This window comes from Phycicoccus duodecadis, from assembly GCF_002846495.1.
GTDB classification, from domain to species: Bacteria; Actinomycetota; Actinomycetes; order Actinomycetales; family Dermatophilaceae; genus Phycicoccus; species Phycicoccus duodecadis.
Genome location: NZ_PJNE01000001.1, coordinates 2,617,938 through 2,640,734, shown reverse-complemented (window position 1 = coordinate 2,640,734; position 22,797 = coordinate 2,617,938). Strand labels below are relative to the sequence as shown.

At 74.4% G+C, this 22,797-nt stretch carries 20 protein-coding genes, 1 tRNA gene and 1 other RNA gene; 12 read left to right on the top strand and 10 right to left on the bottom strand.

Annotation, left to right across the window (positions count from 1 at the left end):
• Positions 1-2,010, bottom strand: coding sequence for a beta-galactosidase (locus ATL31_RS12315; protein ID WP_101396023.1), 2,010 nt, complete (start codon positions 2,008-2,010; stop codon positions 1-3).
• 278 nt (positions 2,011-2,288) lie between these two features.
• Here ATL31_RS12315 and ATL31_RS12310 point away from each other — a divergent pair, with 278 nt between their 5' ends.
• From ATL31_RS12310 to ATL31_RS12295, 4 genes are read left to right on the top strand one after another with little or no spacing between them, the layout of a single operon-like run.
• Positions 2,289-3,647 (top strand): ABC transporter substrate-binding protein, encoded by a 1,359-nt coding sequence (locus ATL31_RS12310; protein ID WP_101396022.1) that lies wholly within the window; start codon positions 2,289-2,291, stop codon positions 3,645-3,647.
• Positions 3,648-3,667: 20 nt separating this feature from the next.
• The gene (locus tag ATL31_RS12305) at positions 3,668-4,576 is read left to right on the top strand and encodes a carbohydrate ABC transporter permease (RefSeq protein WP_101396021.1); all 909 of its coding nucleotides are present in this window, start codon (positions 3,668-3,670) and stop codon (positions 4,574-4,576) included.
• Positions 4,573-5,499: a carbohydrate ABC transporter permease gene (locus tag ATL31_RS12300; RefSeq protein WP_211284026.1), complete on the top strand. Its 927-nt coding sequence runs from the start codon at positions 4,573-4,575 to the stop codon at positions 5,497-5,499. The genes ATL31_RS12305 and ATL31_RS12300 overlap by 4 nt, the downstream gene beginning before the upstream one ends.
• Positions 5,496-7,652 (top strand): alpha-galactosidase, encoded by a 2,157-nt coding sequence (locus ATL31_RS12295; RefSeq protein ID WP_101396020.1) that lies wholly within the window; start codon positions 5,496-5,498, stop codon positions 7,650-7,652. Before ATL31_RS12300 ends, ATL31_RS12295 begins: the two co-directional genes overlap by 4 nt.
• Here the strand turns inward: ATL31_RS12295 and ATL31_RS12290 are convergent.
• Complete coding sequence (locus tag ATL31_RS12290) at positions 7,634-8,662, bottom strand: LacI family DNA-binding transcriptional regulator (protein ID WP_101396019.1); 1,029 nt, start codon at positions 8,660-8,662, stop codon at positions 7,634-7,636. The genes ATL31_RS12295 and ATL31_RS12290 overlap by 19 nt on opposite strands.
• Positions 8,663-8,741: 79 nt before the next feature.
• Positions 8,742-9,113, bottom strand: coding sequence for a VOC family protein (locus tag ATL31_RS12285; RefSeq protein ID WP_101396018.1), 372 nt, complete (start codon positions 9,111-9,113; stop codon positions 8,742-8,744).
• A gap of 68 nt (positions 9,114-9,181) precedes the next feature.
• Here ATL31_RS12285 and ATL31_RS12280 point away from each other — a divergent pair, with 68 nt between their 5' ends.
• Complete coding sequence (locus tag ATL31_RS12280; RefSeq protein WP_211284025.1) at positions 9,182-10,042, top strand: helix-turn-helix domain-containing protein; 861 nt, start codon at positions 9,182-9,184, stop codon at positions 10,040-10,042.
• 9 nt (positions 10,043-10,051) lie between these two features.
• Here the strand turns inward: ATL31_RS12280 and ATL31_RS12275 are convergent, their stop codons facing one another.
• The gene (locus ATL31_RS12275) at positions 10,052-11,959 is read right to left on the bottom strand and encodes a propionyl-CoA synthetase (protein ID WP_101396017.1); all 1,908 of its coding nucleotides are present in this window, start codon (positions 11,957-11,959) and stop codon (positions 10,052-10,054) included.
• A 144-nt stretch (positions 11,960-12,103) separates the two neighbouring features.
• Here ATL31_RS12275 and ATL31_RS12270 point away from each other — a divergent pair, with 144 nt between their 5' ends.
• Together ATL31_RS12270 and ATL31_RS12265 are read left to right on the top strand one after the other, a co-directional pair.
• A complete protein-coding gene (locus ATL31_RS12270; RefSeq protein ID WP_101396016.1) occupies positions 12,104-13,177 on the top strand; it encodes a hypothetical protein in 1,074 nt (357 codons plus the stop codon).
• A 70-nt stretch (positions 13,178-13,247) separates the two neighbouring features.
• A complete protein-coding gene (locus tag ATL31_RS12265; RefSeq protein WP_101396015.1) occupies positions 13,248-13,523 on the top strand; it encodes a hypothetical protein in 276 nt (91 codons plus the stop codon).
• 64 nt (positions 13,524-13,587) lie between these two features.
• Here the strand turns inward: ATL31_RS12265 and ATL31_RS12260 are convergent.
• Positions 13,588-13,675 (bottom strand) — tRNA-Ser (locus ATL31_RS12260).
• Between the two features lie 193 nt (positions 13,676-13,868).
• Between ATL31_RS12260 and ATL31_RS12255 the strand changes: the two genes are divergently transcribed.
• Positions 13,869-14,717, top strand: a complete 849-nt coding sequence (locus ATL31_RS12255) for a hypothetical protein (protein WP_101396014.1) — start codon at positions 13,869-13,871, stop codon at positions 14,715-14,717.
• A 9-nt stretch (positions 14,718-14,726) separates the two neighbouring features.
• Here ATL31_RS12255 and ATL31_RS12250 read toward each other — a convergent pair whose 3' ends face one another.
• Positions 14,727-15,191: a DUF3817 domain-containing protein gene (locus ATL31_RS12250; RefSeq protein WP_101396013.1), complete on the bottom strand. Its 465-nt coding sequence runs from the start codon at positions 15,189-15,191 to the stop codon at positions 14,727-14,729.
• Between the two features lie 146 nt (positions 15,192-15,337).
• Positions 15,338-16,459: a ScyD/ScyE family protein gene (locus ATL31_RS12245; protein WP_101396012.1), complete on the bottom strand. Its 1,122-nt coding sequence runs from the start codon at positions 16,457-16,459 to the stop codon at positions 15,338-15,340.
• Between the two features lie 237 nt (positions 16,460-16,696).
• Here ATL31_RS12245 and ffs point away from each other — a divergent pair.
• Positions 16,697-16,793, top strand: an RNA gene (gene ffs, locus ATL31_RS12240) — signal recognition particle sRNA small type.
• A gap of 31 nt (positions 16,794-16,824) precedes the next feature.
• On the opposite strand, the gene ATL31_RS12235 is transcribed toward ffs, so the two are convergent.
• From ATL31_RS12235 to ATL31_RS12225, 3 genes are read right to left on the bottom strand one after another with little or no spacing between them, the layout of a single operon-like run.
• Entirely contained in the window at positions 16,825-17,658 is an 834-nt protein-coding gene (locus ATL31_RS12235) for a DsbA family oxidoreductase (protein ID WP_101396011.1), read from the bottom strand.
• Between the two features lie 29 nt (positions 17,659-17,687).
• Positions 17,688-19,061 carry a hypothetical protein gene (locus ATL31_RS12230; protein ID WP_101396010.1) on the bottom strand — a complete coding sequence of 458 codons (1,374 nt, stop codon included), beginning with the start codon at positions 19,059-19,061 and terminating at the stop codon, positions 17,688-17,690.
• Positions 19,058-19,702, bottom strand: coding sequence for an ABC transporter ATP-binding protein (locus ATL31_RS12225; protein ID WP_170062504.1), 645 nt, complete (start codon positions 19,700-19,702; stop codon positions 19,058-19,060). The genes ATL31_RS12230 and ATL31_RS12225 overlap by 4 nt, the downstream gene beginning before the upstream one ends.
• A gap of 74 nt (positions 19,703-19,776) precedes the next feature.
• On the opposite strand from ATL31_RS12225, the gene ATL31_RS12220 reads away from it, so the two are divergent.
• Genes ATL31_RS12220 through ATL31_RS12210 form a run of 3 tightly spaced genes read left to right on the top strand, consistent with a single transcriptional unit; the run spans position 19,777 to position 22,785 of the window.
• Entirely contained in the window at positions 19,777-21,813 is a 2,037-nt protein-coding gene (locus ATL31_RS12220) for a DNA polymerase III subunit gamma and tau (RefSeq protein WP_101397591.1), read from the top strand.
• Positions 21,814-21,818: 5 nt separating this feature from the next.
• Positions 21,819-22,505, top strand: coding sequence for a lysophospholipid acyltransferase family protein (locus tag ATL31_RS12215; RefSeq protein WP_101397589.1), 687 nt, complete (start codon positions 21,819-21,821; stop codon positions 22,503-22,505).
• Between the two features lie 55 nt (positions 22,506-22,560).
• Complete coding sequence (locus tag ATL31_RS12210) at positions 22,561-22,785, top strand: heavy-metal-associated domain-containing protein (protein WP_101396008.1); 225 nt, start codon at positions 22,561-22,563, stop codon at positions 22,783-22,785.
• Positions 22,786-22,797 lie beyond the last annotated feature (12 nt).

Sequence of the window (22,797 nt, the reverse complement as noted above, 5' to 3'; positions counted from 1 at the left end):
TCAGCCCTCCCGCACCACGGCGGCGCCCCCGGCGGCGACGCGGAGCACGGGCCCGACGGCGACGTCGGCGACCAGGTCGTGCCCCCCGGCCGGGAGCTCGCAGTCCTCACCGGTGTGGTTGAGGACGAACAGCCAGGAGCGGTCGCCGGCGCGGCGCCGGACGACCTCGACGCCCGCAGGGACCTCCGCGACCGCCCGGACCCCGGCCTCCTCGACGACGCGGTCGAGCAGCCGGCCGAGGGTGGCGTCGTCCGCCAGGGTGCCGACGTACCAGGCCACCCCGTCGGCGACCGGGCGGCGGGTCGCGGCGACCCGGCCGGCGAGCGGGCCCGACCCGTACGAGAGCACCGTCTCGCAGTCGGGCGCGGTGGCGCGCGCGTCCTCGCTCCAGACCCGCCCCTCGCCGACGGTGGCCCCGGACGCGTCGTGGAGGTCGACCCGGTCGCCCGCGGGGAGCGGGAACAGCTCCTCGACGCGGACCCCGAGGAGGTCGCGGAAGGCGCCGGGGTACCCCCCGAGGCGGATGTGGTCGTCGGGGGTGACGATGCCGGAGAGGTAGGAGACCACGATGTGCGCACCCGAGCGCGCGACGGCCTCCACGGCGGCGGCGTGCTCGTCGGAGACCAGGAACAGCGTCGGCACGACGACCACGCGGTACCCGGTCAGGTCGTCGCCGGGATGGACGACGTCGCAGGTGATGCCGCGGTCGCGCAGGAGGCGGTGCACGGTGTGGGCGACGTCCGGGTAGTCGACCCGGGCCGACGGCAGGCACGGGCCGGACAGGGCCCACAACGCCTGGTAGTCCCAGAGGACCGCGACGTCGGCCTCGACGGTGGAGCCGACGACCTCACCGAGCCGCGCTGCCACCGCGCCGAGCTCGCACACCTCCCGGAACCGGTCGGAGTCGGGGCCGGCGTGCGGGACCATCGCCGAGTGGAAGGCCTCCGAGCCGGCGCGGGACTGCCGCCACTGGAAGAAGCCGAGGGCGTCGGCACCGCGGGCCACGTGCGTCAGCGAGTCGCGCAGGGTGCCCCCCGGCGGCTTGGCCGGGTTGACCGGCTGCCAGTTGACCGCGCTCGTGGAGTGCTCCATGAGCATCCAGGGGCGGCCTCCGGCCAGGCCGCGGGTGAGGTCGCCGTGGAAGGACATCTCGGAGCGCGGGTGCTCCAGCGCGTCGACGACGTAGTGGTCGGTGCTGACGACGTCCTGCTCCGGCGCCCAGTCGCGGTAGTCGAGCATCCGGAACTGGCTCATCGTCATGAAGTTCGTCGTGATCGGCACGCCCGTGGAGTGCCGCCGGATCACCTCGGCCTCAGCCCGGAAGAAGTCGAGCAGGATGTCGGAGCCGAAGCGCGCGAAGTCGAGCACCTGCGTGGGGTTGTTGAACGTCGTGCTGAGCCGGGGCGGGAGGACCTCGTCCCAGTCGGAGTACCGCTGGCTCCAGAAGGCCGTGCCCCAGGCGGCGTTGAGGCGCCCGAGGTCGCCGTACCGGCGCTCGAGCCACCGCCGGAACTCGGCGGCGCAGGTGTCGCAGTAGCAAGGGAGGTTGTGGCAGGCGTACTCGTTCGACACGTGCCACATGGCCAGCGCCGGATGGTCGTGGTACCGCGCGGCGATCCGGTCGGTGAGGGTCAGGGCCAGGTCGCGGTAGAGCCGCGAGGACGGGCACCACGACTGCCGGCTCCCCGGCCAGAGCCGGTGCCCCTCGCGGTCGACCGGCAGGATCTCGGGGTAGGCGGTCGTGAGCCACGGGGGCGGGGTCGCGGTGGCTGTCGCGAGGTCGACGGCGATGCCGTGCGCCGCCAGCTCGTCCATGATCTCGTCGAGCCAGTCGAAGTCGTACTCACCCTTGCTCGGCTCGAGCCAGGACCACGAGAACACGCCCAGGGTGACGAAGCTGACGCCGGCCTCGGCCATGAGGCGCAGGTCGTCGTCCCACACCTCGCGTGGCCACTGCTCGGGGTTGTAGTCGCCGCCGAAGGCGACGCGGTCGGTCGGCCACGGGCGCATGGCGGACAGTGTGAGGACGTGATCGCGCACTTGTCAACACGTTCGGACACATCCGGCAGATGGCCGGCGCTGGGGGCCGCTCGTCGAAGGTTTGAGAACTTTGTGAGCGCTCACACGGCCTCGTAAGGCCGAAAACGGTTGCCCGTCAGTCGATCCCCACGAGAGGGGGTGGCTGGAAGGTCCTTGACAGCCCCGGATGGCTCTCCCATGATCTCGGAACATCGCCGATGTTCGGTTCTGGTGGAAAGTGTCGGAACCGGCCTGTCAAAGGAGACACCATGGCCCGTCCGGTCACTCGCGGACCCCGCCCCTCGCTCACCATCCCCGGCTCGGTCAGCGGGGTCGACCGACGCTCCATCCTCCGGGGGGCCCTCGGAACCGGGGCCCTGCTCGCGGCCTCGGGCGCGCTCGCCGCCTGCAGCTCGGACTCCTCGTCCCCCTCCACCGGGTCGAGCAGTGGGGCGGGGAAGCCCGGGAACGTCAAGTTCGGCATCAACGAGGCCAGGGGCTCGGGGCCGGCCTACGACCGCCTCGCCGCCATCGCGGCTGCGTACACCCAGAAGACGGGTGCGCAGGTCTCCCTCAACGCCGTCGACCACAACACGTTCCAGGAGAGCATCACCACCTACCTCCAGGGCTCCCCCGACGACGTCTTCACCTGGTTCGCCGGCTACCGGATGGCCCAGTTCGCCGAGGCGGGGCAGATCACCGACCTCAGCGACATCTGGCCGATCGACGGCATGAGCGACGCCTTCAAGAAGGCCGCGACGGCGGCGGACGGCAAGCAGTACTTCGTCCCGGTGAGCTACTACCCGTGGGCGGTCTTCTACCGCAAGTCGGTCTTCGAGAAGAACGGCTGGACCGAGCCCAAGAGCCAGGACGACTTCATGGCCCTCCTGAAGGACATGCAGGGCAAGAAGATCACGCCGTTCGCCTTCGCCGCCAAGGACGCCTGGGCGCCCATGGGCACCTTCGACATCCTCAACATGCGACTCAACGGCTACGACTTCCACATGGAGCTGACCAAGGGCAAGAAGAAGTGGGACAGCCCCGAGGTCAAGCGGGTCTTCGAGACGTGGAAGACCCTCCTGCCGTACCACCAGGAGAACTCCCTCGGGCGGACCTGGCAGGAGGCGGCGACCTCCATGGCCAAGGGCGAGTGCGGGATGTACCTGCTCGGCAGCTTCGTCGTCGACGGGGTGCCGAAGGACGCGGCCGACGACCTGGACTTCTTCACCTTCCCCGCGCTCGACGCCACCATCGGCGCCGACGCGCTCGACGCGCCCATCGACGGCTTCTGCGTCGCCGAGGGTGGCGCCGACCAGGAGGCGGGCAAGGCCTTCGCGAAGTGGCTCGGCAGCGCCGAGGCGGCGGACGCCGGCAACAACGCCTCGAGCGTGCCGTTCATCGCGGCGAACTCCGGCGCCAGCACCGCGAAGTACGGTGCGCTGCAGAAGAAGTCGGTCGAGGTCGTCCAGAACGCGAAGTCCATCGCCCAGTTCCTCGACCGCGACACCAACGCCGACCTCGCCAACACGGTCATCACCGTCTCGCTCCAGAACTTCATCAAGAACCCCGACGACATCGACGGCATCACGGCCTCCATCCAGCAACAGGCCGCCTCGATCCTCGGCTGAGCGAGGGGACGGGGACGGACATGGCCACAGGCACACGGCGCCGGCAGTCACGGCGGGTCGAGACGAAGCGCGGCTGGAAGGACCGGCTGGTCATCGGCACGATGATCGGGGTCCCGACGCTCCTCGTCTTCTGGCTCGTCTGGCTGCCGGCGGCGGCCTCGGTGCTGTTGTCGTTCACGAGGTGGAACGGGTTCAAGTTCAGCGCCATCGAGTGGGTCGGCACCAAGAACTACGTCGACATCACGACGATCTATCCGCCGTTCTGGCCGGCCATCCGGCACAACCTGATCTGGCTGGCGTTCCTCTTCGTGCTGCCGACGATCCTCGGCATGGTCCTGGCCGTCGTCCTCGACCGGAACATGTGGGGCAGCCGGTTCTACCAGACCGCCTTCTACCTCCCCGTCGTCCTTTCGCTCGCCCTGGTCGGCTTCATCTGGCAGCTCTTCTACTCCACCGACCAGGGCCTCATCAACGAGGTCTTCGGCTCGAAGGTCGACTGGTACGGGGACCCGTCGGTCAACCTCTGGGCCGTGCTGGTCGCCACCGCCTGGCGCCACACCGGGTACATCATGCTCATCTACCTGGCGGGCCTGAAAGGCATCGACGCGTCGCTGCGGGAGGCCGCGGCCGTCGACGGGGCCAGCGAGGTGAAGACGTTCTTCCACGTCATCTTCCCGGTGATGCGGCCGATCAACATGATCGTGCTCGTCATCGTCGTCATCGAGTCGCTGCGTGCCTTCGACCTGGTCTGGATCGTCAACAAGGGCCGCAACGGGCTCGAGCTCATCTCGGCCCTGGTGTCCCAGAACGTCATCGGCGAGGCGACGCGCTACGGCTTCGGGTCCGCCCTGGCCGTCATCATGATGGTCATCTCCTCGGTGTTCATCGCCATCTACCTGCGCATCGTCTTCCGGGAGGAGCGCCGATGAGCGCCACCGCCACCGCGTCCCGCACCACCGCCGCCGCACCCAAGGCCGACACCGGCGGCCAGAGCGGCGTCCTCAACCGGCGCCGCGGCCGGGTCGCCACCACCATCATGTTCGTGCTGGCGGTCATCTGGCTCTTCCCGCTGCTCTGGGCGCTCTACAACTCCTTCCGCTCCTACGACTACACCCAGACCAACGGGTACCTGTCCTTCGGCGGCTGGACGCTCGACAACTACAAGGAGGCCTGGGCGCGGGGCAACTTCGGCCTGCACCTGAGGAACTCGCTGCTCATCACCGTCCCCGCCGTGGCGCTGACGCTGTTCCTGTCCTCCCTCGTGGCGTTCGTCCTGGCCCGGTTCTCGTACCGCTTTAACCTCACCCTGCTGGGCATCTTCCTGGCGGCCAACCTGCTGCCCCCGCAGGCCCTGCTCATCCCGGTCTTCCGGATGTTCAAGGAGATCCCCCTGCCGGAGTTCATGAGCTCGGGCGGGACGATGCTCAACAGCTTCTGGGCGCTCATCCTGGTCAACACGGCCTTCCAGCTGGGGTTCTGCACCTTCGTGCTGAGCAACTACATGAAGACGCTGCCGCACGAGATCTACGAGTCGGCCGAGCTCGACGGCGCGAGCGTGTGGCGCCAGTACTGGCAGCTGACGATGCCCCTCGTGCGCCCGGCCCTGGCCGCCCTCGCCACCCTCCAGGTGACCTGGATCTACAACGAGTTCTTCTGGGCGACGGTCCTGCTCTCGCGCGGCGACAAGTACCCGGTGACGAGCGCCCTGAACAACCTCCGGGGCCAGTTCTTCGCCGACACCAACCTCGTCGCGGCGGGCTCGATCATCGTGGCGCTGCCCGTCCTCATCGTCTTCTTCGTCCTCCAGAAGCAGTTCGTCTCGGGCCTGACCCTCGGGTCGACGAAGGGATGACGGTCACGACGACCCTGCGCGGCGGAGGCGTCGCGGTCGTCCTCACCCAGGACGGTGACGGGCTGCCGGCGCTGGTGCACTGGGGCGCCGACCTGACGGACGACGCGGTCGCCGACCTCGTGGCGCTGCGCACCGGCCCGGTGCCGCACAACGCGCTCGACGAGCCGTGGGACCTCACCCTGCTCCCCACCCCCGGGGACGGCTGGCTCGGGTCGCCGGGGCTGGCGGCCCACCGCGCGGGGGGCTCGGCCGCGCCCCGCTGGCGGGCGTCGCTCACCGGCGACGGCACCCGCGCCGACGTGGTCGCGGAGGCCGAGGCGACCGGGCTGCGGGCGGAGCTGGGCTACCGGCTGGACGCGCACGGCGTCCTGCGGGTGTCCGTGCAGGTCACGTCGACGGCAGCTGCCGACGAGCCCGCTCTCGACCTGGCGGAGGTACGGACCCTTCTGCCGCTCCCGGCTCGCGCCGGCGAGGTGCTCGACCTCACCGGCCGGTGGGCACGCGAGCGCTCGCCCCAGCGCCATGCCCTCACCGACGGGTCGTTCCGGCGCGCGTCCCGGCGCGGGCGCACCGGCCACGACGCCACCCTCCTCCTCACCGCGGGCACCCCCGGGTTCGGCTTCCGGCACGGCGAGGTCTGGGCCGTCCACGTGGCCTGGAGCGGCAACCACGAGCACCTCGTCGAGCGGCTGCCCGAGGGGGCGGGCCTGCACGCCGCGGTCATCGGCGGCGGCGAGCTGCTCGCCCCGGGCGAGGTCCGCCTCGGGCCGGGGGAGACCTACCGGGCCCCCGACGTGGTGGCCGTGTGGTCGGCGGCCGGGCTCGACGGGCTCACCGCCCGCCTGCTCCGGCACCAGCGCGCCGCCGCCGACCCACGCTCGAGCGGCCCCCGCCCGCTCGTGCTCAACACCTGGGAGGCCGTCTACTTCGACACCGACCTCGACCACCTGCGGGCCCTGGCCGACACCGCGGCCTCCATCGGCGTCGAGCGCTTCGTCCTCGACGACGGGTGGTTCGGTGCGCGGCGCGACGACACCCGCGGGCTGGGCGACTGGCAGGTCTCGCCGGACGTGTGGCCCGACGGGCTCGGCCCGCTCGTCGAGCACGTCCACGGCCTCGGGATGGAGTTCGGCCTCTGGTTCGAGCCGGAGATGGTCAACCTCGACTCCGACCTCGCCCGGAGCCATCCCGACTGGGTCCTCGGGCCCGCGGCCGGCCCGCCCCGCCCCTCGCGCCACCAGCACGTCGTCGACCTCGCGAACCCGGAGGCGTTCGAGGCCGTCCTCGCGGCCGTGAGCGGTGTCATCGGTGAGTACGGCGTCGACTACGTCAAGTGGGACCACAACCGCGACCTCCACGAGGCGGTGCTCACCCGCGACGGGGTGACCGACCGGCCGGCGGTGGCCGCCCAGACCCGCGCCACGTACCGCCTCCTCGACGAGCTGCGCCGTCGCCATCCCCGCCTCGAGATCGAGTCGTGCTCCAGCGGCGGCGCCCGCGTCGACCTCGGGGTGCTGGAGCGCACCGACCGGGTCTGGACCTCGGACTGCAACGACGCCCTGGAGCGGGTGCAGATCCAGCGGTGGACCGGCCTGCTCGTCCCGCCGGAGCGGATGGGCACGCACATCGGGCCCGGGCGCGCGCACACCACCCACCGCGACCTCGACCTGTCGCTGCGGATGCTCGTCGCGCTCGGTGGCCACGCCGGGCTCGAGTGGGACATCACCGAGTGCACTCCGGCCGACCTCGAGGCGCTGCGGGCCTGGGCCGGCCTCTACCGCGAGCTGCGCGGGCTCCTGCACTCCGGTGACGTCGTCCGCTCCGACCACCCGGACCCGGCGCTGGTCGTGGGCGGTGTCGTCGCGCCCGACGGCGGCGAGGCCGTGCTCACCGTGGTCCAGGTGGCCACGGGGCGCGGGGCCACCCCGGGTCTCGTCCCGCTCCCCGGCCTGGACCCGGCACGGCGCTACCGCGTACGGGTGCGCCGCGAGGCCGGGCTGCCCGCCACCGTGCAGACGAGGACGCCACCGTGGTACGAGGCCGCCCTCGGCGACGGGGTGGAGGTCTCCGGGGCGGTGCTCACCTGGGTGGGGCTGCCCCTGCCCGTCCTGGCCCCCGCCCAGGGGCTGCTCCTTCACCTCGTGGCGCTCTGACCCCCGCGGGGCCGGGCGGTCGAGGCACGGACGACCAGCTTCGGCGGGATGAGGCGGCTCGGGCACGGCTCGCCGGCCAGGGCCGAGAGGACGAGCCGGACGGCCTCTCGGCCGAGGGCCGAGAAGTCCTGCCGGATCGTGGTCAGCGGCGGGCTGAGGTAGGCGGCCTCCGGGATGTCGTCGAAGCCGACGACCGAGATGTCGTCCGGCGCCCGGCGCCCCAGCTCGGTGAGCGCGCGGTAGGCACCGACCGCCATCTGGTCGTTCGCGACCACGACCGCGGTGACGTCCCGGTGCCGTTGGAGCAGCCGCCGCATCGCCACGTGCCCCGAGCGGGCGCTCCAGTCGCCCTCGAGGACGGGCCCCGGGGTCAGCCCGTGCTCGGCGATCGTCTGGGCGACGGCGGCGCGGCGCTCGGCCGCCTGGGGCCAGTCCGCGGGACCGGCCACGTGGGCGATGCGGCGGTGGCCGAGCTCGACGAGGTGGCGGGTCGCGAGGCCGGCGCCGGCGCGCTGGTCGACCCCCACCGACGCCGTGGCCCCGCCGAGGGCGCCGTCGATGCTGACGACCGGCACGTCGAGGTGGGCGGCGGCGGCGTCGATGTCGGCCCAGCCGTGCGCCGACACCACGATGACCGCGTCGACGGCCCGGCTGAGCAGGCGGTCCAGCGCGGCCGAGACGGTGTCGGTCGACATCGTCACCTGAGGGTCGAGGGAGATCGCGTAGCCGGCCTGGCGAGCGGCCTCGGCCACGGCGACCACCGTGCTCCCGGGGCCGTGGAACGCGAGCTCGTCGACGACGACGCCGATCAGCCGGGTGTGGCCGCTGGCGAGGGCGCGCGCCACCGAGTTCCGCCGGTAGCCGAGGTCGGCCACCGCCCGCAGCACCCGCTGTCGGGTGTCGGGGCTGACCGTCTGGGGCGCGTTGAGGACGCGCGAGACCGTCTGGTGCGAGACCCCGGCCGCGTGCGCGACGTCGGCCATCGTGACGGACGGCCTCTCTGACGGCATAGGCGCATCGTACGAGCGTCGGTCAGCCCCGGGCGGTCACGGTTCGGTACCGACCGCCGTGCGGGTCGAAAGGGGCCGCTCAGCCCCAGTTCGCCGCCCGGGTGAGGCAGAACGGGTGCCCACTGGGGTCGAGCAGGACGCGCCAGGTCTCGCCGGGCTGCTCGTCGGGCAGGGTCCCGCCCAGACCCACGACCTCGCGGGCGGCGGCGTCGAGGTCGTCGACCGCCAGGTCGAGGTGGAACTGCTTGCTGCCGTGCGCGTTGGGCCACCCCGGCGGGCGGTACCCCTCGACGAGGCCCAGGCCCAGCGCGAGCCCGCCCGGGCCGCTGAGCATCCCGTACTCGTCCTGCTCGTGCGCCACGTCCCACCCGAGGACACCGGCCCAGAAGGCCACGTCGCGGCGGACGTCGGAGCTGTCGAGGGTGAGCATCTTCAGGGTCGCGATCGCCATGGCGGGCCTCTCGTCGGGGCCGGGCGGTCCCGGCCGGGGATGCCGCCCACCGTGCCTACGCTGGGCCCGTGCGGGATAGGACGAACGCGACACCGCCCGCCACGGCCTCCACGGCCGGGGTGCTGCGGCCGAGCGAGCTCGCCCGGCACGTCGACCTGGTCCGCGAGCCCGTGGGCGGGGCGGCGGCGCCGTGGGTCGAGAACCGCTGGTCGCTGCGGTGGCGGCTGCCCCACGGGCGCTGGTTCGACAGCGGGGTCCTGCCCCATCCGACCTGCTCGCTCACCGTCGAGCTCGGCAGCCACCCGCGGGCCGGGGTGCCGGCCGGCGAGACCGTGCTCGTCACCGGCGTCTGCACCCGTCGGTTCGACGTGGAGGTGCGCGGCTGGGGCCGGGTGGTGGGGCTGCGGATGCGCCCGGGCGGCCTGACGGCGCTCACCGGGCACCCGGCCTCCGCCTGGACCGATCGTTCGGTCGCCGCCGGCGAGGTGCTCCCCGAGGGCCTGGTGCGCGCCCTCGCCGACCGCGACCTCGCCGACGCCGGCACCCCGTGGGCGGAGGCCGCCGAGGCCGGGCTGGCGGCCCTGGCCGGCGAGCGCCCCGACCCGCGCTACGCCCTGCTCCTCGACGTCGTGGCCGACATGCTGGCCGACCGCACCCTGCTCGCGGTGGCCCAGGTCGCCGACCGGCACGGGATGACCGTGCGCACCCTGCAGCGGCTGTTCACCCACTACGTCGGCGTGGGGCCCAAGTGGGTTCTTGCGCGGTACCGGCTGCACGACGCGGTCAGCGCGCTGCACGACGGCTTCGACGGCACCCTGACCGACCTCGCCGTGCAGCACGGCTGGTACGACCAGGCCCACTTCACCCGAGACTTCACCGCCCTGGTGGGGATGCCGCCCGGTCGGTACCGCGAGCGCTCCGGCGGCTGAGCCCAGGGGTCAGCCGGGCGGGCGCAGCACCGGAGCGAGGGTGTCGAGGACGGAGGCGTCCTCGATGGTGCCCGGCACGACGGGGGTGCGGCCGTCGGCCATCTCGCGCATCGTCTTGCGCAGGATCTTGCCCGAGCGCGTCTTGGGCAGCCCGGCCACGATGTCGACCTGGCGCAGGCTCGCGACCGCCCCGACCTCGTCGCGCACGCGCTGCACCAGCTCGGCCCGGATGCGCTCGCCGTCGGCCGCGGCGTCGACGTCGGCCTTGAGCACCACGAGGCCGCGCGGCACCTGCCCCTTGAGCTCGTCGGCCACGCCGATGACCGCGCACTCGGCCACTGCGGGATGCCCGGCCAGCGCGGCCTCGATCGAGCCGGTCGAGAGGCGGTGCCCCGCCACGTTGAGGACGTCGTCGGTGCGCCCCATCACGGAGAGGTAGCCGTCGTCGTCCATCAGGCCGCCGTCGCCGGTGAGGTAGTACCCCTCGTAGACGGAGAGGTAGCCCGCCACGTAACGCTCGTCGTCGCCCCACAGCGTCGGCAGTGTGCCGGGCGGGAGCGGCAGCCGGATGGCGATGGCGCCCTCGGTGCCCCGCGGGACCTCCTGGCCCGTCTCGTCGAGCACGCGCACGTCGAACCCGGGTACCGGCACCGACGGCGACCCGGCCTTCAGCGGCATCGGGTCGAGGCCGCGCAGGTTGGCCACGATCGGCCAGCCGGTCTCGGTCTGCCACCAGTGGTCGACCACCGGCACGCCCAGGACCCGGGTCGCCCACGCATAGGTGTCGGGGTCGAGGCGCTCGCCCGCGAGGAAGACCGACTCGAGGCGGGACAGGTCGTACTCGCGCACGAGCGCGCCCTCGGGGTCCTCGCGCCGCACGGCCCGGTACGCGGTGGGCGCGGTGAACATCGCCTTCACGCCGTGCTCGGCGCACACCCGCCAGAAGGCTCCGGCATCCGGCGTGCCGACCGGTTTCCCCTCGTAGAGAACGGTGGTGGCCCCCGTGAGCAGCGGCGCGTAGACGATGTAGGAGTGCCCGACGACCCACCCGACGTCGGACGCCGTGAAGAAGGCGTCGCCGGGGCCGATGTCGTAGATGTTCTCCATCGACCAGCGCAGGGCGACCGCGTGACCGCCGTTGTCGCGCACGATGCCCTTGGGGCGCCCGGTGGTGCCCGAGGTGTAGAGGACGTACAGCGGGTCGGTGGCCTCGACGTCGACGCAGCCCGCGGGCTCGGCGTCGGCGACCAGCTCGTCCCAGTCGAGCTCCTCCCACTCGGTGTCGCGCTCGCCGACGGCCGCGCGGGCCTGGGATCGCTGGAGGACGATGACCGACTCCGGCTTGTGGCTGCTGCGGTCGAGGGCGGCGTCCAGCATCGGCTTGTACTCGACGACCCGGGAGGGTTCGATGCCGCAGCTGGCGGCGACCACGGCGACCGGCCGGGCGTCCTCGATGCGGGCCGCCAGCTCGGCGGGCGCGAAGCCGCCGAAGACGACCGAGTGAACGGCGCCCAGCCGCGCGCACGCCAGCATCGCGACGACGGCCTCCGGCACCATCGGCATGTAGATGACCACGCGGTCGCCCTTCTCGACGCCGAGGGAGGCCAGCGCGCCGGCGAAGGTGGCCACCTTCCCGAGCAGCTCGGCGTAGGTGAAGGAAGCCTTGGTGCCGGTGACGGGGGAGTCGTACACCAGGGCGGTCTGCTCGCCACGGCCGTCGCGCACGTGCCGGTCGAGGGCGTTGAAGCAGGTGTTGAGCCGGCCGCCGCGGAACCAGCGGTAGAACGGCGGGTTCGAGTCGTCCAGGACGGTGGTCGGCGGGGTCGACCACTCGACGGCCCGGGCGGCCTCGCCCCAGAACGCCGTCGGGTCGGAGAGGGACCGCTCGTAGGAGGCCGCGTAGGCGCCGGTGCTCATGCCTCATCGTGCCCCGGCGCCGGGAACGCCGGTGGACGATGGTGACGGATTCCTCCTCCGGCGACGAGGGCGGGCAGGGCATCCGTCCTCCCTGCCGGTGCGGGGGCGCGACCACGGCTCGCGGGCCTGACACACTCGGGCGCCATGGAGATCCCGCAGCACTGGGTCCGGGTCGAGGGCTTCAGCCCCCACCTCGGCGAACGGGGCGGCCCGCTGTCGGTCTGGGGCTGGTCGGAGACCTCGGACCAGGACGCCGAGCGCGTCGGCCGCGAGCGGCTGGCGGAGACCCTGGCCCGGGTCGAGCGCGAGGGACGGCTGGCGCCCGGGCACGGCTACTACCCCCGCACGCCGCTGCGCGAGCCGCTGCTGGAGGAGGTCGGGCCGGTCGAGGGTGCGGGCGGCCGCCTCGGCGTGGTGACCCGCAACCGGATGGGCTGCGAGGTGCTGTGCACCGAGTCCCTGCTCATCGCCGACGTCGACGTCGAGGAGCTCGCGGCCGAGGCGCAGGCGCAGGGTCGCCGGGGCGCCCGGGCGCGGGCGTCGGCGAGTGCGCGCGGCGGCGGCATCGGTGCGTTCCTGCGCCGGGCCGTGCTCGGGCGGCCCGACCCCGCCCCGATGACGCCGGGCACGCAGGACGCCGCCGGCCTCGACGGGCCGTCGCCGGCCGGAGCCCCGCACGGGCCGGGCTACCACGCCTACCCGAGTGACGAGGGCGGGGCCGGGGTGCGGGTGACGCCCACCGGGCCGGAGCGCCCTTCGGTGGCCGAGTGCCTGGCCGCCGAGCCCGCCTGGGGGCTCGCGCGGTCCCACCCCGAGCTGGGGGTCCGGGTGTACCGCACGGCGGCCGGCCTGCGGGTGGTCGTCACCGGCGCCGACGCGCCGCCCACCTCGGCGCGGGCTCGGGACATCCTGACGGCGCTGGGCACCGACCCGCTGTACCTCGAGCTCTGCGCCACCCACGCCAGCTACCGGGCCCGGCTCACCCCCAAGCCGTTCCGGGTGGGGATGCCCGCGCTGCCCGTGCGCTGGCCGTGTGCCGACGACGCCGAGGAACGGCGATGGCTGCGCTGGGTCGACGAGTACGAGCGGGCCGCGGCGGCCTTCGCGGTGTGCCGCCTCGTGAGCGCCTCCGGGCCGGTGCCGTCGGCGGCCGAGCAGCGGCTCGTCGAGCTGCACGACGAGCGCAGCGGGGTCGGGGCGCGCCTGCCGCTGGCGTGAGGGCCGCGCCGTGCCGACGGGCCCGGGCGGGGTGCTCGTAGGCTGGGCGGGAGGCGCGGAAGGAGGCCGGATGCTCGAGCGGACCGGCGAGCGGTACCTGGGGCGCTTCACCACGCTCGAGGCCTTCATCATGAGCCTGCCGGAGGACGAGCGCCGCCGCGCCGCCCGCTGCTTCTCGTGGGCCTCGCGCGACCTCGGCGGCTTCACCGCCGACTACCCCGACGACGAGCTGCGCGCCCGCGAGGTCGAAGCCCTCCAGGTGTGGACCGAGCACCACTTCCGCGTCGTCAGCGCCGGCGACGACGCGTACGACGTCTACCGGCGCGCGCGGCCCCTCGACGGCTGAGCCGCTCCCGTCCTCCGCGTCCGGCGACAGGAAAACCCCGGTCGCACGCGCCCGGGGTTCCCGTTGGCGGAGGATGGGGGATTTGAACCCCCGAGGGTTTTATCCCAACACGATTTCCAATCGTGCGCACTAGGCCACTATGCGAATCCTCCGCCGAGGAGGCTACCGGAGGCCGGCCCGCACCCGAAATCGCCCACCGCGCGGGGGCCGGGCGAGCGAGCGAGGTCGAGAGGCCAGGACCCGCGGACGGTGCGGCGGCTGCCTCGCCGTGTTCTGGCCTCTCGATGCGTCCCCGGGCGGGTGCGGGGGCTCGACAGGGCGCCCCCCGGCTGCCACCATCCCAGGATGGACGAGGGGACCGTCTCGACGGCCGCCACCGCACCGCCCCGGTCGCGCCCGGCCCGGGGGGTCCCACCCGTCGTGGGGTCGGCCCGCCGCCCGCGGCGCAGCGACCGGGTGTTCGGCATCGTCCTGGTGCTGCTCTGGCTGACCTGGCTGGTCCTGACCGCGCTCGGCCAGCAGCGTCTGGTCACCCCGGCGCAGCTCACCGACGACCTCGACGCCGGTCGGGTCATCGGCTGGGAGGTCGTCGCCCTCGCCGCCGACGAGACCGGCTGGTCGTGGTCGCGGACGATCGGCATCGACCTCCCCGCGGCCACCGACGACGGCACGACCGACCCCGCCGAGCCGCGGGTCGCGGGGGAGGAGGCGCTCGGCTACTGGGTCGACGGGCCGTTCGCCCGGTTCCGCATCGTCGACCCCGCCCTCGCTCCGGGCGAGCAGGACGTCCTCGCCGAGCAGGCTCGCGCGGCCGGCGTGCCCCGGCTGAGCGAGAGCGTCCGCACCGACGTCAGCACCTACCAGCAGTACGCCCTCGCCGACGACCGCGCCCGCTACGCGGCCCTCCCGCTGGTCCTGCTGACGTTCGCCTCCGTGGTCATCGGGCCCCGCCCGACGCGCGCCACCCGCTGGTTCTGGTTCTGGCAGCTGTGGTTCCCGCTGGGGCTGGGGGTGCTGGCCTACGCCGTGCTCGAACAGCTGCGCCCCGCGGCGGCGACCACCGTGCCCCGCGCCCGGCCGACCTGGAACGGGTGGGGCGGCCTGGCCCTGCTGGTCCTGGGGTCGATGCTCGTTTCGGCCGTCGTCGTCGCGCTGGCCGACGGCACGCACTGGCTCTGGGTCGTGCGGCCCTGAGCGCGGCCGTCAGGCGCCCGCTGGGCCGCCGGGCGGACCCACCACGAGCAGCACCGCCGTGGCGGCGAGGACGAGCGCACCGCCGACGACCGCCGCGGCCGCCGGGCGTGCGAGAGCCCGGGCGAGGAGTCGCTCGAGCGCGTGACCGGGCCGGGCGCCGCCGGGGCGCAGCCGCCACGCGGGCGCCAGCCGGCCGGTGCGCTCGACGTGCCGCTCGACCCACAGCGTGGCGAACGGCGGGATCCCCGCCGCCAGGGCCGCGAGGGCGAGCCGCCACGGCCAGCGCTGGTCGACCCACACCACGAGGGTGACGAGCAGGTAGGCCAGGAAGACCACGCCGTGCACGAGCCCGAAGACCCGTACGCCGAGGTCCGTGGTCTGCGAGACGTACTTCAGGAACATCCCGACCAGCAACAGGGACCAGGTCACCACCTCGGCGCGGGCGAGGGCGGGGAACAGGGTGCGGGGGGTCATCGGGTCCTCCGGGTCGGGAGGTCCCCATTCTCCGGGACGCAGCGGCCGACCGCACATCCGCCCCCGGGAGACGCGCAACGGGGGACCCTCCCCGGGTCGGTGCCGCTGCTGCGACGGCGGCGGCACCGACCCGAGGACCCCCTGGCTCAGTCGTGGACCGGGAGCCGGCCGTGCTCGTGGCCGCCGGTGATCCGCACGATGGTGCCGGGGGCCGCGGGGTCCTCGTTGGCCATCGTGCCCGCCCACAGCTCGCCTTCCCGGCCGCTCTCGACCGCGACCACGCCCGGCAGCTCGACGTAGGTGGAGATGCGCCCGTGGCGCACCACCGAGACCTTGCCGCCGAAGAGCTCGGCCACGTAGATCTCGCCGTCGTGGCCCAGCGCGAGGTTGGTGGCGCCCAGGAAGCCGCGGGCCACCTCGTGGGAGGCGCCGGTGCGCGGGTCGACGCGGTAGACCGCTCCGCGGGCGCCGAGCACGGGCGACTCGGGGCCGCCCGGCAGCACGCTCACGTAGAGGGCGCCGTCGTGGCCGACCTCGACGTCGGTGGGCACGGCCTCGAAGTCGTACGTCACACCGATCACGCAGTCCGGCAGCCCGAGCGCGCCGACCATGGCGGCGGTCATGGTCGTCGGCTGTGCGGGCAGCACGGCCAGCGTGTGCACCTGACCCCGGGAATCCACCCGCAGCAGGTCGTTGGCGCCGGCATCGGCCACCACCCAGCCGTCGCGGTAGGCGGCCACGGAGTAGGCGTGCGAGTCGACGCCGCCGGTGTACGCGACCGGGATGCCCGCCGCGGTCAGCGCGTCGGTGACGCAGGCGCTCGGGTTCGGGTCCGTGACGCCGTAGTGCACCCCGGCGTCGGGGTTGTGGGCGGTCTCGTACGCCAGGGTGTCGCTGTGCACCGTGCGTCCCCGGGGCCCGCGCACGGTGAGCCCGCTGGCGGTGTTGGTGAAGGTCGAGAAGTCCGTGACCGTCGTGGTCCACGCGACGCGCCGCCCGTCGCGCGAACGCGCCACCCCCGAGGTGCCCGGCTGATCGGTGGCGATGGGCGTGAGCGAGCCGTCGCGCGCCAGGGCACCGACGACCTCGGCGCCGCCGTCGGCCACGAGGATCGAGCGCGACGAGACGTCGAGGTTGAACGGGGCGAGCATCTGGTCGGACACCACCCGCGGCGTGGGGGAGGCCCGATGGGCGGAGGCCGCCGGGAGCGGGAGGGCGAGGAGCAGCAGCGCCGCCCCGGAGACGAGCACGGCTCGAGGTCTGGTCATGTGGTCTTTCCCCTGCGCGGGCGCGGCCGGGAGCCGCGCGGTCGGTGATGAGGCGGACCCGTGGGATGCACCGACCCCCCGACCCCGCGATGTGGCCCTGAGCCACCGATGGCGCCGGTCGTCATGGTGTTGCCCCGCCGCGTGGGCGTCAATAGCCCGACCGAGCCATGCCCCGCGCCGACGAGCACGTCGCGGCGCGGGATTTCGCCCGCGGCCGGGCTCGCCCGTACGATCGGCAACGGCACCCCGCGTGGTGGTACCTCACTGAACTCCCCCAGGGCAGGAATGCAGCAAGGGCAGGTGGGCTCTTCCAGGTACGCGGGGTGTCCTCGCGTCCGGGCCCGGCCGGTGCCGGGCCCTGCGCGTCAGCGGGTGGTGCTGCCCACGCGCTCGTCGTCGGCGTGCTCGTCCGGGCCGCAGACCCCGCCGCAGCCACCGGCCCCGCAGCCGCAGCCACCGGCGGTCGCCGCGTCGGCCTCGGGCTCGGTGGCACCGGAGCCACACGCGCCCCCGCAGCATCCGCCGCCGCAGCCGCCACCGGCAGCGGGCATCTCGGGCTCGGTGCCCTGGAGGTCCCACACCTGGCGGATGGCCTGGAGCAGCACCTCGACCGGCTGGGCGCCGCTGACGCCGTACTTCTGGTCGAGGACGAACATCGGGACGGCGGTGATGCCGATCTGGGCGGCGAGGGCTTCGTCGGTGCGCACGTCGATGCCGAAGTCGTCACCCTCGAGCATCGTGCGGACGCCGGCCTCGTCGAGCCCGGCCTCGACGGCAAGGCGCACCAGGGTCTCGCGGTCGCCGATGGCGGCGCCCTCGGAGTACCAGGCCCGCATCACGCGCGTGGTCACCGCGTCCTCGACGTCGAGCGAGCGCGCGTAGTGCAGCAGGCGGTGCGCGTCGTAGGAGTTGCCCCCGACGAGGCGCTCCCACTGGAAGTCGAGCCCGACGGCGGCGGCGTCGCGCGCCATCTGCTCGTGCTGGGCCACCATCTGCTCGCGCGGCGCGCCGTACTTCTCCGTGATGCGGTCGAGCTGCGGGGTGTCGTCGACGGCGGGGGCGTTGCGGTCGAGCTGGTAGCTGTGCCACACCACCCCGACCTCGTCGGCGTGCTCGAACTGCTCGAGGGCGAGCTCGAGGTGGCGCCGCCCCAGGTGGCAGAACGGGCAGAGGATGTCGGACCAGACGTCGATGCGCACCCCCCGAGCGTAAGCGACGAGGGGCGGGCTCAGTCGCGGTGGGCGACGGCCGCGCGCTGCAGCGACCGCCGGGCGAGCATCGCCAGGGCGCCGAGGGCCAGGACGGCCACCGGGCCCGGGAACGCGAGGGCCAGCGTCCCCACGACCACGCCGAGCACCAGGGGCCAGGCCCACCAGAGCACCAGCAGGGCGGCGCCCGACTCGGCCGCGAAGGCGAGCGTCGGCGGCCCCACCCGGAAGGCCGCGACCCACTGGGCCGCGGTGGCGGTCAGGGCCAGGACCAGGACGACGAGGAGGGCGCCCAGGAGCGAGCCGCCGGCCAGGAGGGTGACGGGGACCGCGCCCGTCGCGCCGGCGAGAGCGAACAGCACGACGGGCAGCACCGAGTGGGCCAGCGCCTCCTGCTCGACCGACCCGCCGAGCAGCCGCGGCGCGCCCAGGGTGTCGCCCTGCAGCCGCAGGCCCTCGCCCCACAGGCCGCCGCCGAGCTGGGCCAGCAGCACCCCGACGACCAGCCCCGCGACGGGCGCCGACGGAGCGGCCAGCGACCAGGCCGCTGCCGCCGTGCCGGGGACGACCAGGGCCAGCCCGCCGACCAGCAGGAGGGGCTGGCGCCGCATCCCGAGCAGGTCACGGGCGACCAGGGTGCGCTCGCGGCCACGGGAGCGCAGCCGCAGCGAACGCCCCCGGCGGACGGGGGAGGCGGCCTCGAGGCGCATCGCGCGCGGGTCGCCGGCCAGCACCGCGCCGCCCAGGCGGGACGAGCGCGCGCTGTGGGCGCGCAGGCCCTCGAGGCCCAGGCCCCGCAGGGCCGCCCGCGGGCGCATCGAGACGGCCACCGCCGCCCCGAACGAGCGGCGCTCGACCGCTGGGTCGGACACCACCTGGCCCGCGAGCCACAGCACGGCCAGGGCGACGCCGGTCGCCAGGCCCCCGACGACCCCGACCACGGCCGTCACCGGCCCGGTGGCCCCGCCGGCCCAGAGCGCCGCACCGAGCACCCCGCCCACGACGGTGCCGCCGGCCGCGAGGCCGGTGACCGGCAGCCGCCACGCGTCGCGCAGGGTCAGCCGGCGGTCGACCGACGAGGCCACCACGTGCTCGATCCACGGCAGGTCGGGCGTCACCGGCCCGCGCCGGCGCCCGGCGAGGTGGCCGAGCGCCAGCAGCGCCACGAGCAGGGCGCCGGCGGCGGCCGCGATGGGCCCGACCAGGCCCTGCGCCCGCCAGGTGGGGCCGACCACCTCGACCAGCGCGCGCACGATGGTGAACCCGTAGAGACCCGCCAGCAACGCCACCACGTAGACGGCGTAGAGCAGCCGGCGCCAGGCGCCCGACCCCTCGGGGCCGTGGAGCACGTGCTCGGCGTCGCGCAGCCGGTGCCGGCCGTCGCCGTCGGTCATCCGGGCTCGCCGCTCACCTCGACGACCTCGTCGGCCGCGGCCGCCGTGACGTCGGGGTCGTGGCAGGCCATGACGACGGTGGTGCCCTCGGCGCAGCGCTCGCGGATACGCGTGGCCAGGAGCGCGCGGCGGTCGTCGTCGAGGCGCTGCTCGGGCTCGTCGAGCAGCAGCAGCCGGGCCGGCCGGAACCAGGTCAGGGCCAGGTGGAACAGGTGGCGCTGGCCCGAGGACAGCTCGTGGGTGAAGCGGTCGGCCAGGTCGTCGACCCCGAAGCGGGCCAGCCCGGCGGCGACGCGCTCGGCGCAGGTGTCGGGGTCACGGCCCCACGTGGCGTCGACCAGGGTCAGGTGGTCGACCAGGGTCAGGTCGCGGTAGGTGGCGGGCGCGCCGAGCAGCGCGGCCACGGCGTCGCGGGTGGCCGGGTCGCGCTCGTCGGCCCGGGCGCCGTCCAGGGTGACGGTGCCGCCGGACGGCGTGGTCAGCCCGCCCACCAGCCGCAGCAGCGTGGTCTTGCCGGCACCGTTGGGGCCGCGCAGCACCACGCACGTCCCGGGTCCGGCGACCATCGACGTGGGCCGCAGCAGGACCGCCCCGTCGAGCTCCTTGGCGGCGTCCACGACCTCGACCCGCGTTCCCGTCATGGGCCACACCATCTCACCCCCGCGGCACGGGACGGGCGTGCCGGGTGTCCGGGCGCGGCACTACTGTCGTGGAGGTGAGCACCGCGCTGTACCGCCGCTACCGACCCGAGACGTTCGCCGACGTCATCGGGCAGGAGCACGTGACCGAGCCGCTCATGCAGGCCCTGCGCACCGGCCGGGTGGGCCACGCCTACCTGTTCTCGGGCCCGCGCGGCTGCGGCAAGACCACCAGCGCCCGCATCCTGGCCCGCTGCCTCAACTGCGCGGCCGGGCCCACCCCCACGCCGTGCGGCACCTGCGACTCGTGCGTGGCGCTGGCCCGCGGTGGCGCCGGCACCGTCGACGTCATCGAGATCGACGCCGCCAGCCACGGCGGCGTCGACGACGCGCGTGACCTACGCGAGCGCGCGTCGTACGGCCCGGCCCAGAGCCGCTACAAGATCTACATCATCGACGAGGCCCACATGGTCACCTCGCAGGGCTTCAACGCCCTGCTGAAGATCGTCGAGGAGCCGCCCGAGCACGTGAAGTTCATCTTCGCGACCACCGAGCCCGAGAAGGTCATCGGCACCATCCGCTCGCGCACCCACCACTACCCGTTCCGCCTGGTGCCGCCGGCGCGGCTGCAGGCCTACACCGAGTCGCTGTGCCGGCAGGAGGGCGTCGCCGTCGCGCCGGGCGTGCTGTCCTTCGTCGTCCGCGCCGGGGGCGGCTCGGTGCGCGACTCGCTGTCGGTGCTCGACCAGCTCATCGCCGGCTCCGGCGACGAGGGGCTCACCTACGAGTCGGCCGCGGCGCTGCTGGGCTTCACCGACTCCGAGCTCCTCGACGCCACCATCGAGGCCCTCTCGGCCGCCGACGCCGCCGCGGTCTTCCGCGCCATCGACCGGGTCGTCGAGACCGGCCTCGACCCGCGCCGCTTCGTCGAGGACCTCCTCGAGCGGCTGCGCGACCTCATCGTCGTCGAGGCCATCCAGGAGGGCGCGGGCCAGGTCCTGCGCCACCTGCCCGAGGACCAGATCGAGCGGATGCGGCGCCAGGCGTCCGCGTTCGGGGCCGGCGCCCTCTCGCGGGCGGCCGACATCGTCAACTCCGGGCTCACCGAGATGACCGGGGCCACCGCGCCGCGCCTGCAGCTCGAGCTCATCGCCGCGCGGGTCCTGCTGCCGGGGGCCGCCGGTGAGGCGGGCTACGCCGCACGCCTCGACCGGCTCGAGCGGCGCCTCGAGGTGGGGGGTGTGCCGTCCGCCGCCGCCGCGCCCGCCGCGCCGCCGTCCTTCGTGCCGCCCGCGCCCCCTGTCGCTGCTGCCACCCCGCCCGCGGTCGCCGTGGCTCCGGCCCTTCCCCCGGATGCCGCGCCGCCCGTCGCCGCCGAGCCGTCCGTCACCGCGCCGGTCGAGGAGGCGCCGGTTGCGGACTCGGCGCCCGTCGCCGCGGAGGCATCGGCACCCCGGGGCCCCGGCGGCATCGACACCGACGCCCTGCGCCGCTCCTGGCCCGACGTGCTGGCCAAGCTGTTCGAGATGCGCCGCGGCACCTGGACCCTCGTCAGCCAGAACGCGCAGATCGCCGAGTACGACGGCAGCCGGCTCCTGCTCGCACTCTCCACCACCGGCCTCGCCGACGCCTTCCGCCGCGGCCCCCACGCCGAGTACGTGCGCCAGGCCCTCATCGACGTGCTCGGGGTCGACGCCCGCGTCGAGGGGGTCCCCGGCGATGTGCCGGCGCTCGACCATCCCGCTCCGTCCGCGGCCGGGGCCGCCGACCCAGAGGGGGAGCACCGCCCCGACCCCGGCCCGCCGGCGCCCGGCCCCGCCGCCGACCCGGCCGCGTTCGGCGTCGTCGCCTCGTCGTCGTCGCGGGGCCAGGCTCCGAGCTGGTCCGACGCGCCGCCCCCGCCCGACTCGGCGCCGGCCTGGGCCAGCCCGCTCGAGCAGGCCAAGGCCACCGTGGCGGAGGAGATCGAGCAGGAGCAGGTGCGCGCCCCGCGGGTCGTCGACGACACCGCGATCAGCGACGACGACGAGTCCATCGACGACCTCACCGACGTGGGGCTGCCGGTGGTCGAGCGCATCCTGGGGGGCACGGTCATCCGCGAGGACCCCCGGTGAGCCGGCTGGCCTACCGCGTGGGGCACCTCGTCGTGGCGCCCACGTCGAAGCTGGTCTGGCGCCCCACCGTCACCGGCACCGAGAACGTCCCGCGCACCGGCGGGGTCATCCTCGCCAGCAACCACCTCTCGTTCATCGACTCCTTCGCCATCCCCATCGTGGCCCCGCGCCCGGTCAGCTTCCTCGCGAAGTCCGACTACTTCACCGGCACCGGGGTCGGGGGTGCCGTGCGGCGGGGGTTCTTCCAGACGATCGGCGCCATCCCGGTCGACCGGCACTCGTCCCGGGCGGCCCAGGAGTCGCTCGACGCCGCCCTCGAGGTGCTGCGCGACGGCCGGGCGTTCGGCATCTACCCCGAGGGCACCCGCTCGCGCGACGGCCGCCTCTACAAGGGGCGCACCGGCGTCGCGTGGCTCGCGCTCACCGCCGGCGTCCCGGTGGTGCCGGTGGGCCTCCGGGGCACCGACCAGGTGCAGCCCGTGGGCAGCAGCTTCCCCCGCCCCGCCCGCGTCACGGTGGCGTTCGGGAGGCCCATCACGCCCGACCGCTTCGCCGACCTGCCCGCGGGCAAGGCCCGGCGCCTGCTCACCGACGAGGTGATGGACGCCATCGCGGCCCTCAGCGGGCAGGAGCGTGCCGAGGGCCACAACGAGCTCCCGCCGGAGTCCACCGGGGCCGCGGTCGGCATCTGACGGCCCGGGTGGATACTGGGGGGAGGTATCCGCATCCTCGTCGGAAGGACGGCCCATGGCCACCACCCAGCAGTTCCACGCCACCGGTCTCACGTGCGGCCACTGCGCCGCCGCGGTCACCGAGGAGCTCACCGCGCTCGACGGGGTGGCCGATGTCGGGGTCGAGGTCGTCGTCGACGGCACGTCCACGGTGTCCGTCACCGCCGACCGGCCCCTCACCGAGGCCGAGGTCGCGGCCGCGCTCGACGAGGCCGGCGGCTACGCGCTCGTGCGCGCCTGACCGCGCGCCCCA

Excerpts from the sequence above, each read along its gene's own strand:
- ATL31_RS12290 (WP_101396019.1), bottom strand. The coding sequence starts at position 8,662 with ATGCCGTCAGAGAGGCCGTCCGTCACGATGGCCGACGTCGCGCACGCG.
- ATL31_RS12265 (WP_101396015.1), top strand. The coding sequence starts at position 13,248 with ATGCTCGAGCGGACCGGCGAGCGGTACCTGGGGCGCTTCACCACGCTC.
- ATL31_RS12275 (WP_101396017.1), bottom strand. The coding sequence starts at position 11,959 with ATGAGCACCGGCGCCTACGCGGCCTCCTACGAGCGGTCCCTCTCCGAC.
- ATL31_RS12310 (WP_101396022.1), top strand. The coding sequence starts at position 2,289 with ATGGCCCGTCCGGTCACTCGCGGACCCCGCCCCTCGCTCACCATCCCC.
- ATL31_RS12250 (WP_101396013.1), bottom strand. The coding sequence starts at position 15,191 with ATGACCCCCCGCACCCTGTTCCCCGCCCTCGCCCGCGCCGAGGTGGTG.
- ATL31_RS12225 (WP_170062504.1), bottom strand. The coding sequence starts at position 19,702 with ATGACGGGAACGCGGGTCGAGGTCGTGGACGCCGCCAAGGAGCTCGAC.
- ATL31_RS12315 (WP_101396023.1), bottom strand. The coding sequence starts at position 2,010 with ATGCGCCCGTGGCCGACCGACCGCGTCGCCTTCGGCGGCGACTACAAC.
- ATL31_RS12285 (WP_101396018.1), bottom strand. The coding sequence starts at position 9,113 with ATGGCGATCGCGACCCTGAAGATGCTCACCCTCGACAGCTCCGACGTC.
- ATL31_RS12210 (WP_101396008.1), top strand. The coding sequence starts at position 22,561 with ATGGCCACCACCCAGCAGTTCCACGCCACCGGTCTCACGTGCGGCCAC.
- ATL31_RS12270 (WP_101396016.1), top strand. The coding sequence starts at position 12,104 with ATGGAGATCCCGCAGCACTGGGTCCGGGTCGAGGGCTTCAGCCCCCAC.
- ATL31_RS12230 (WP_101396010.1), bottom strand. The coding sequence starts at position 19,061 with ATGACCGACGGCGACGGCCGGCACCGGCTGCGCGACGCCGAGCACGTG.
- ATL31_RS12245 (WP_101396012.1), bottom strand. The coding sequence starts at position 16,459 with ATGACCAGACCTCGAGCCGTGCTCGTCTCCGGGGCGGCGCTGCTGCTC.
- ATL31_RS12295 (WP_101396020.1), top strand. The coding sequence starts at position 5,496 with ATGACGGTCACGACGACCCTGCGCGGCGGAGGCGTCGCGGTCGTCCTC.
- ATL31_RS12300 (WP_211284026.1), top strand. The coding sequence starts at position 4,573 with ATGAGCGCCACCGCCACCGCGTCCCGCACCACCGCCGCCGCACCCAAG.
- ATL31_RS12255 (WP_101396014.1), top strand. The coding sequence starts at position 13,869 with ATGGACGAGGGGACCGTCTCGACGGCCGCCACCGCACCGCCCCGGTCG.
- ATL31_RS12305 (WP_101396021.1), top strand. The coding sequence starts at position 3,668 with ATGGCCACAGGCACACGGCGCCGGCAGTCACGGCGGGTCGAGACGAAG.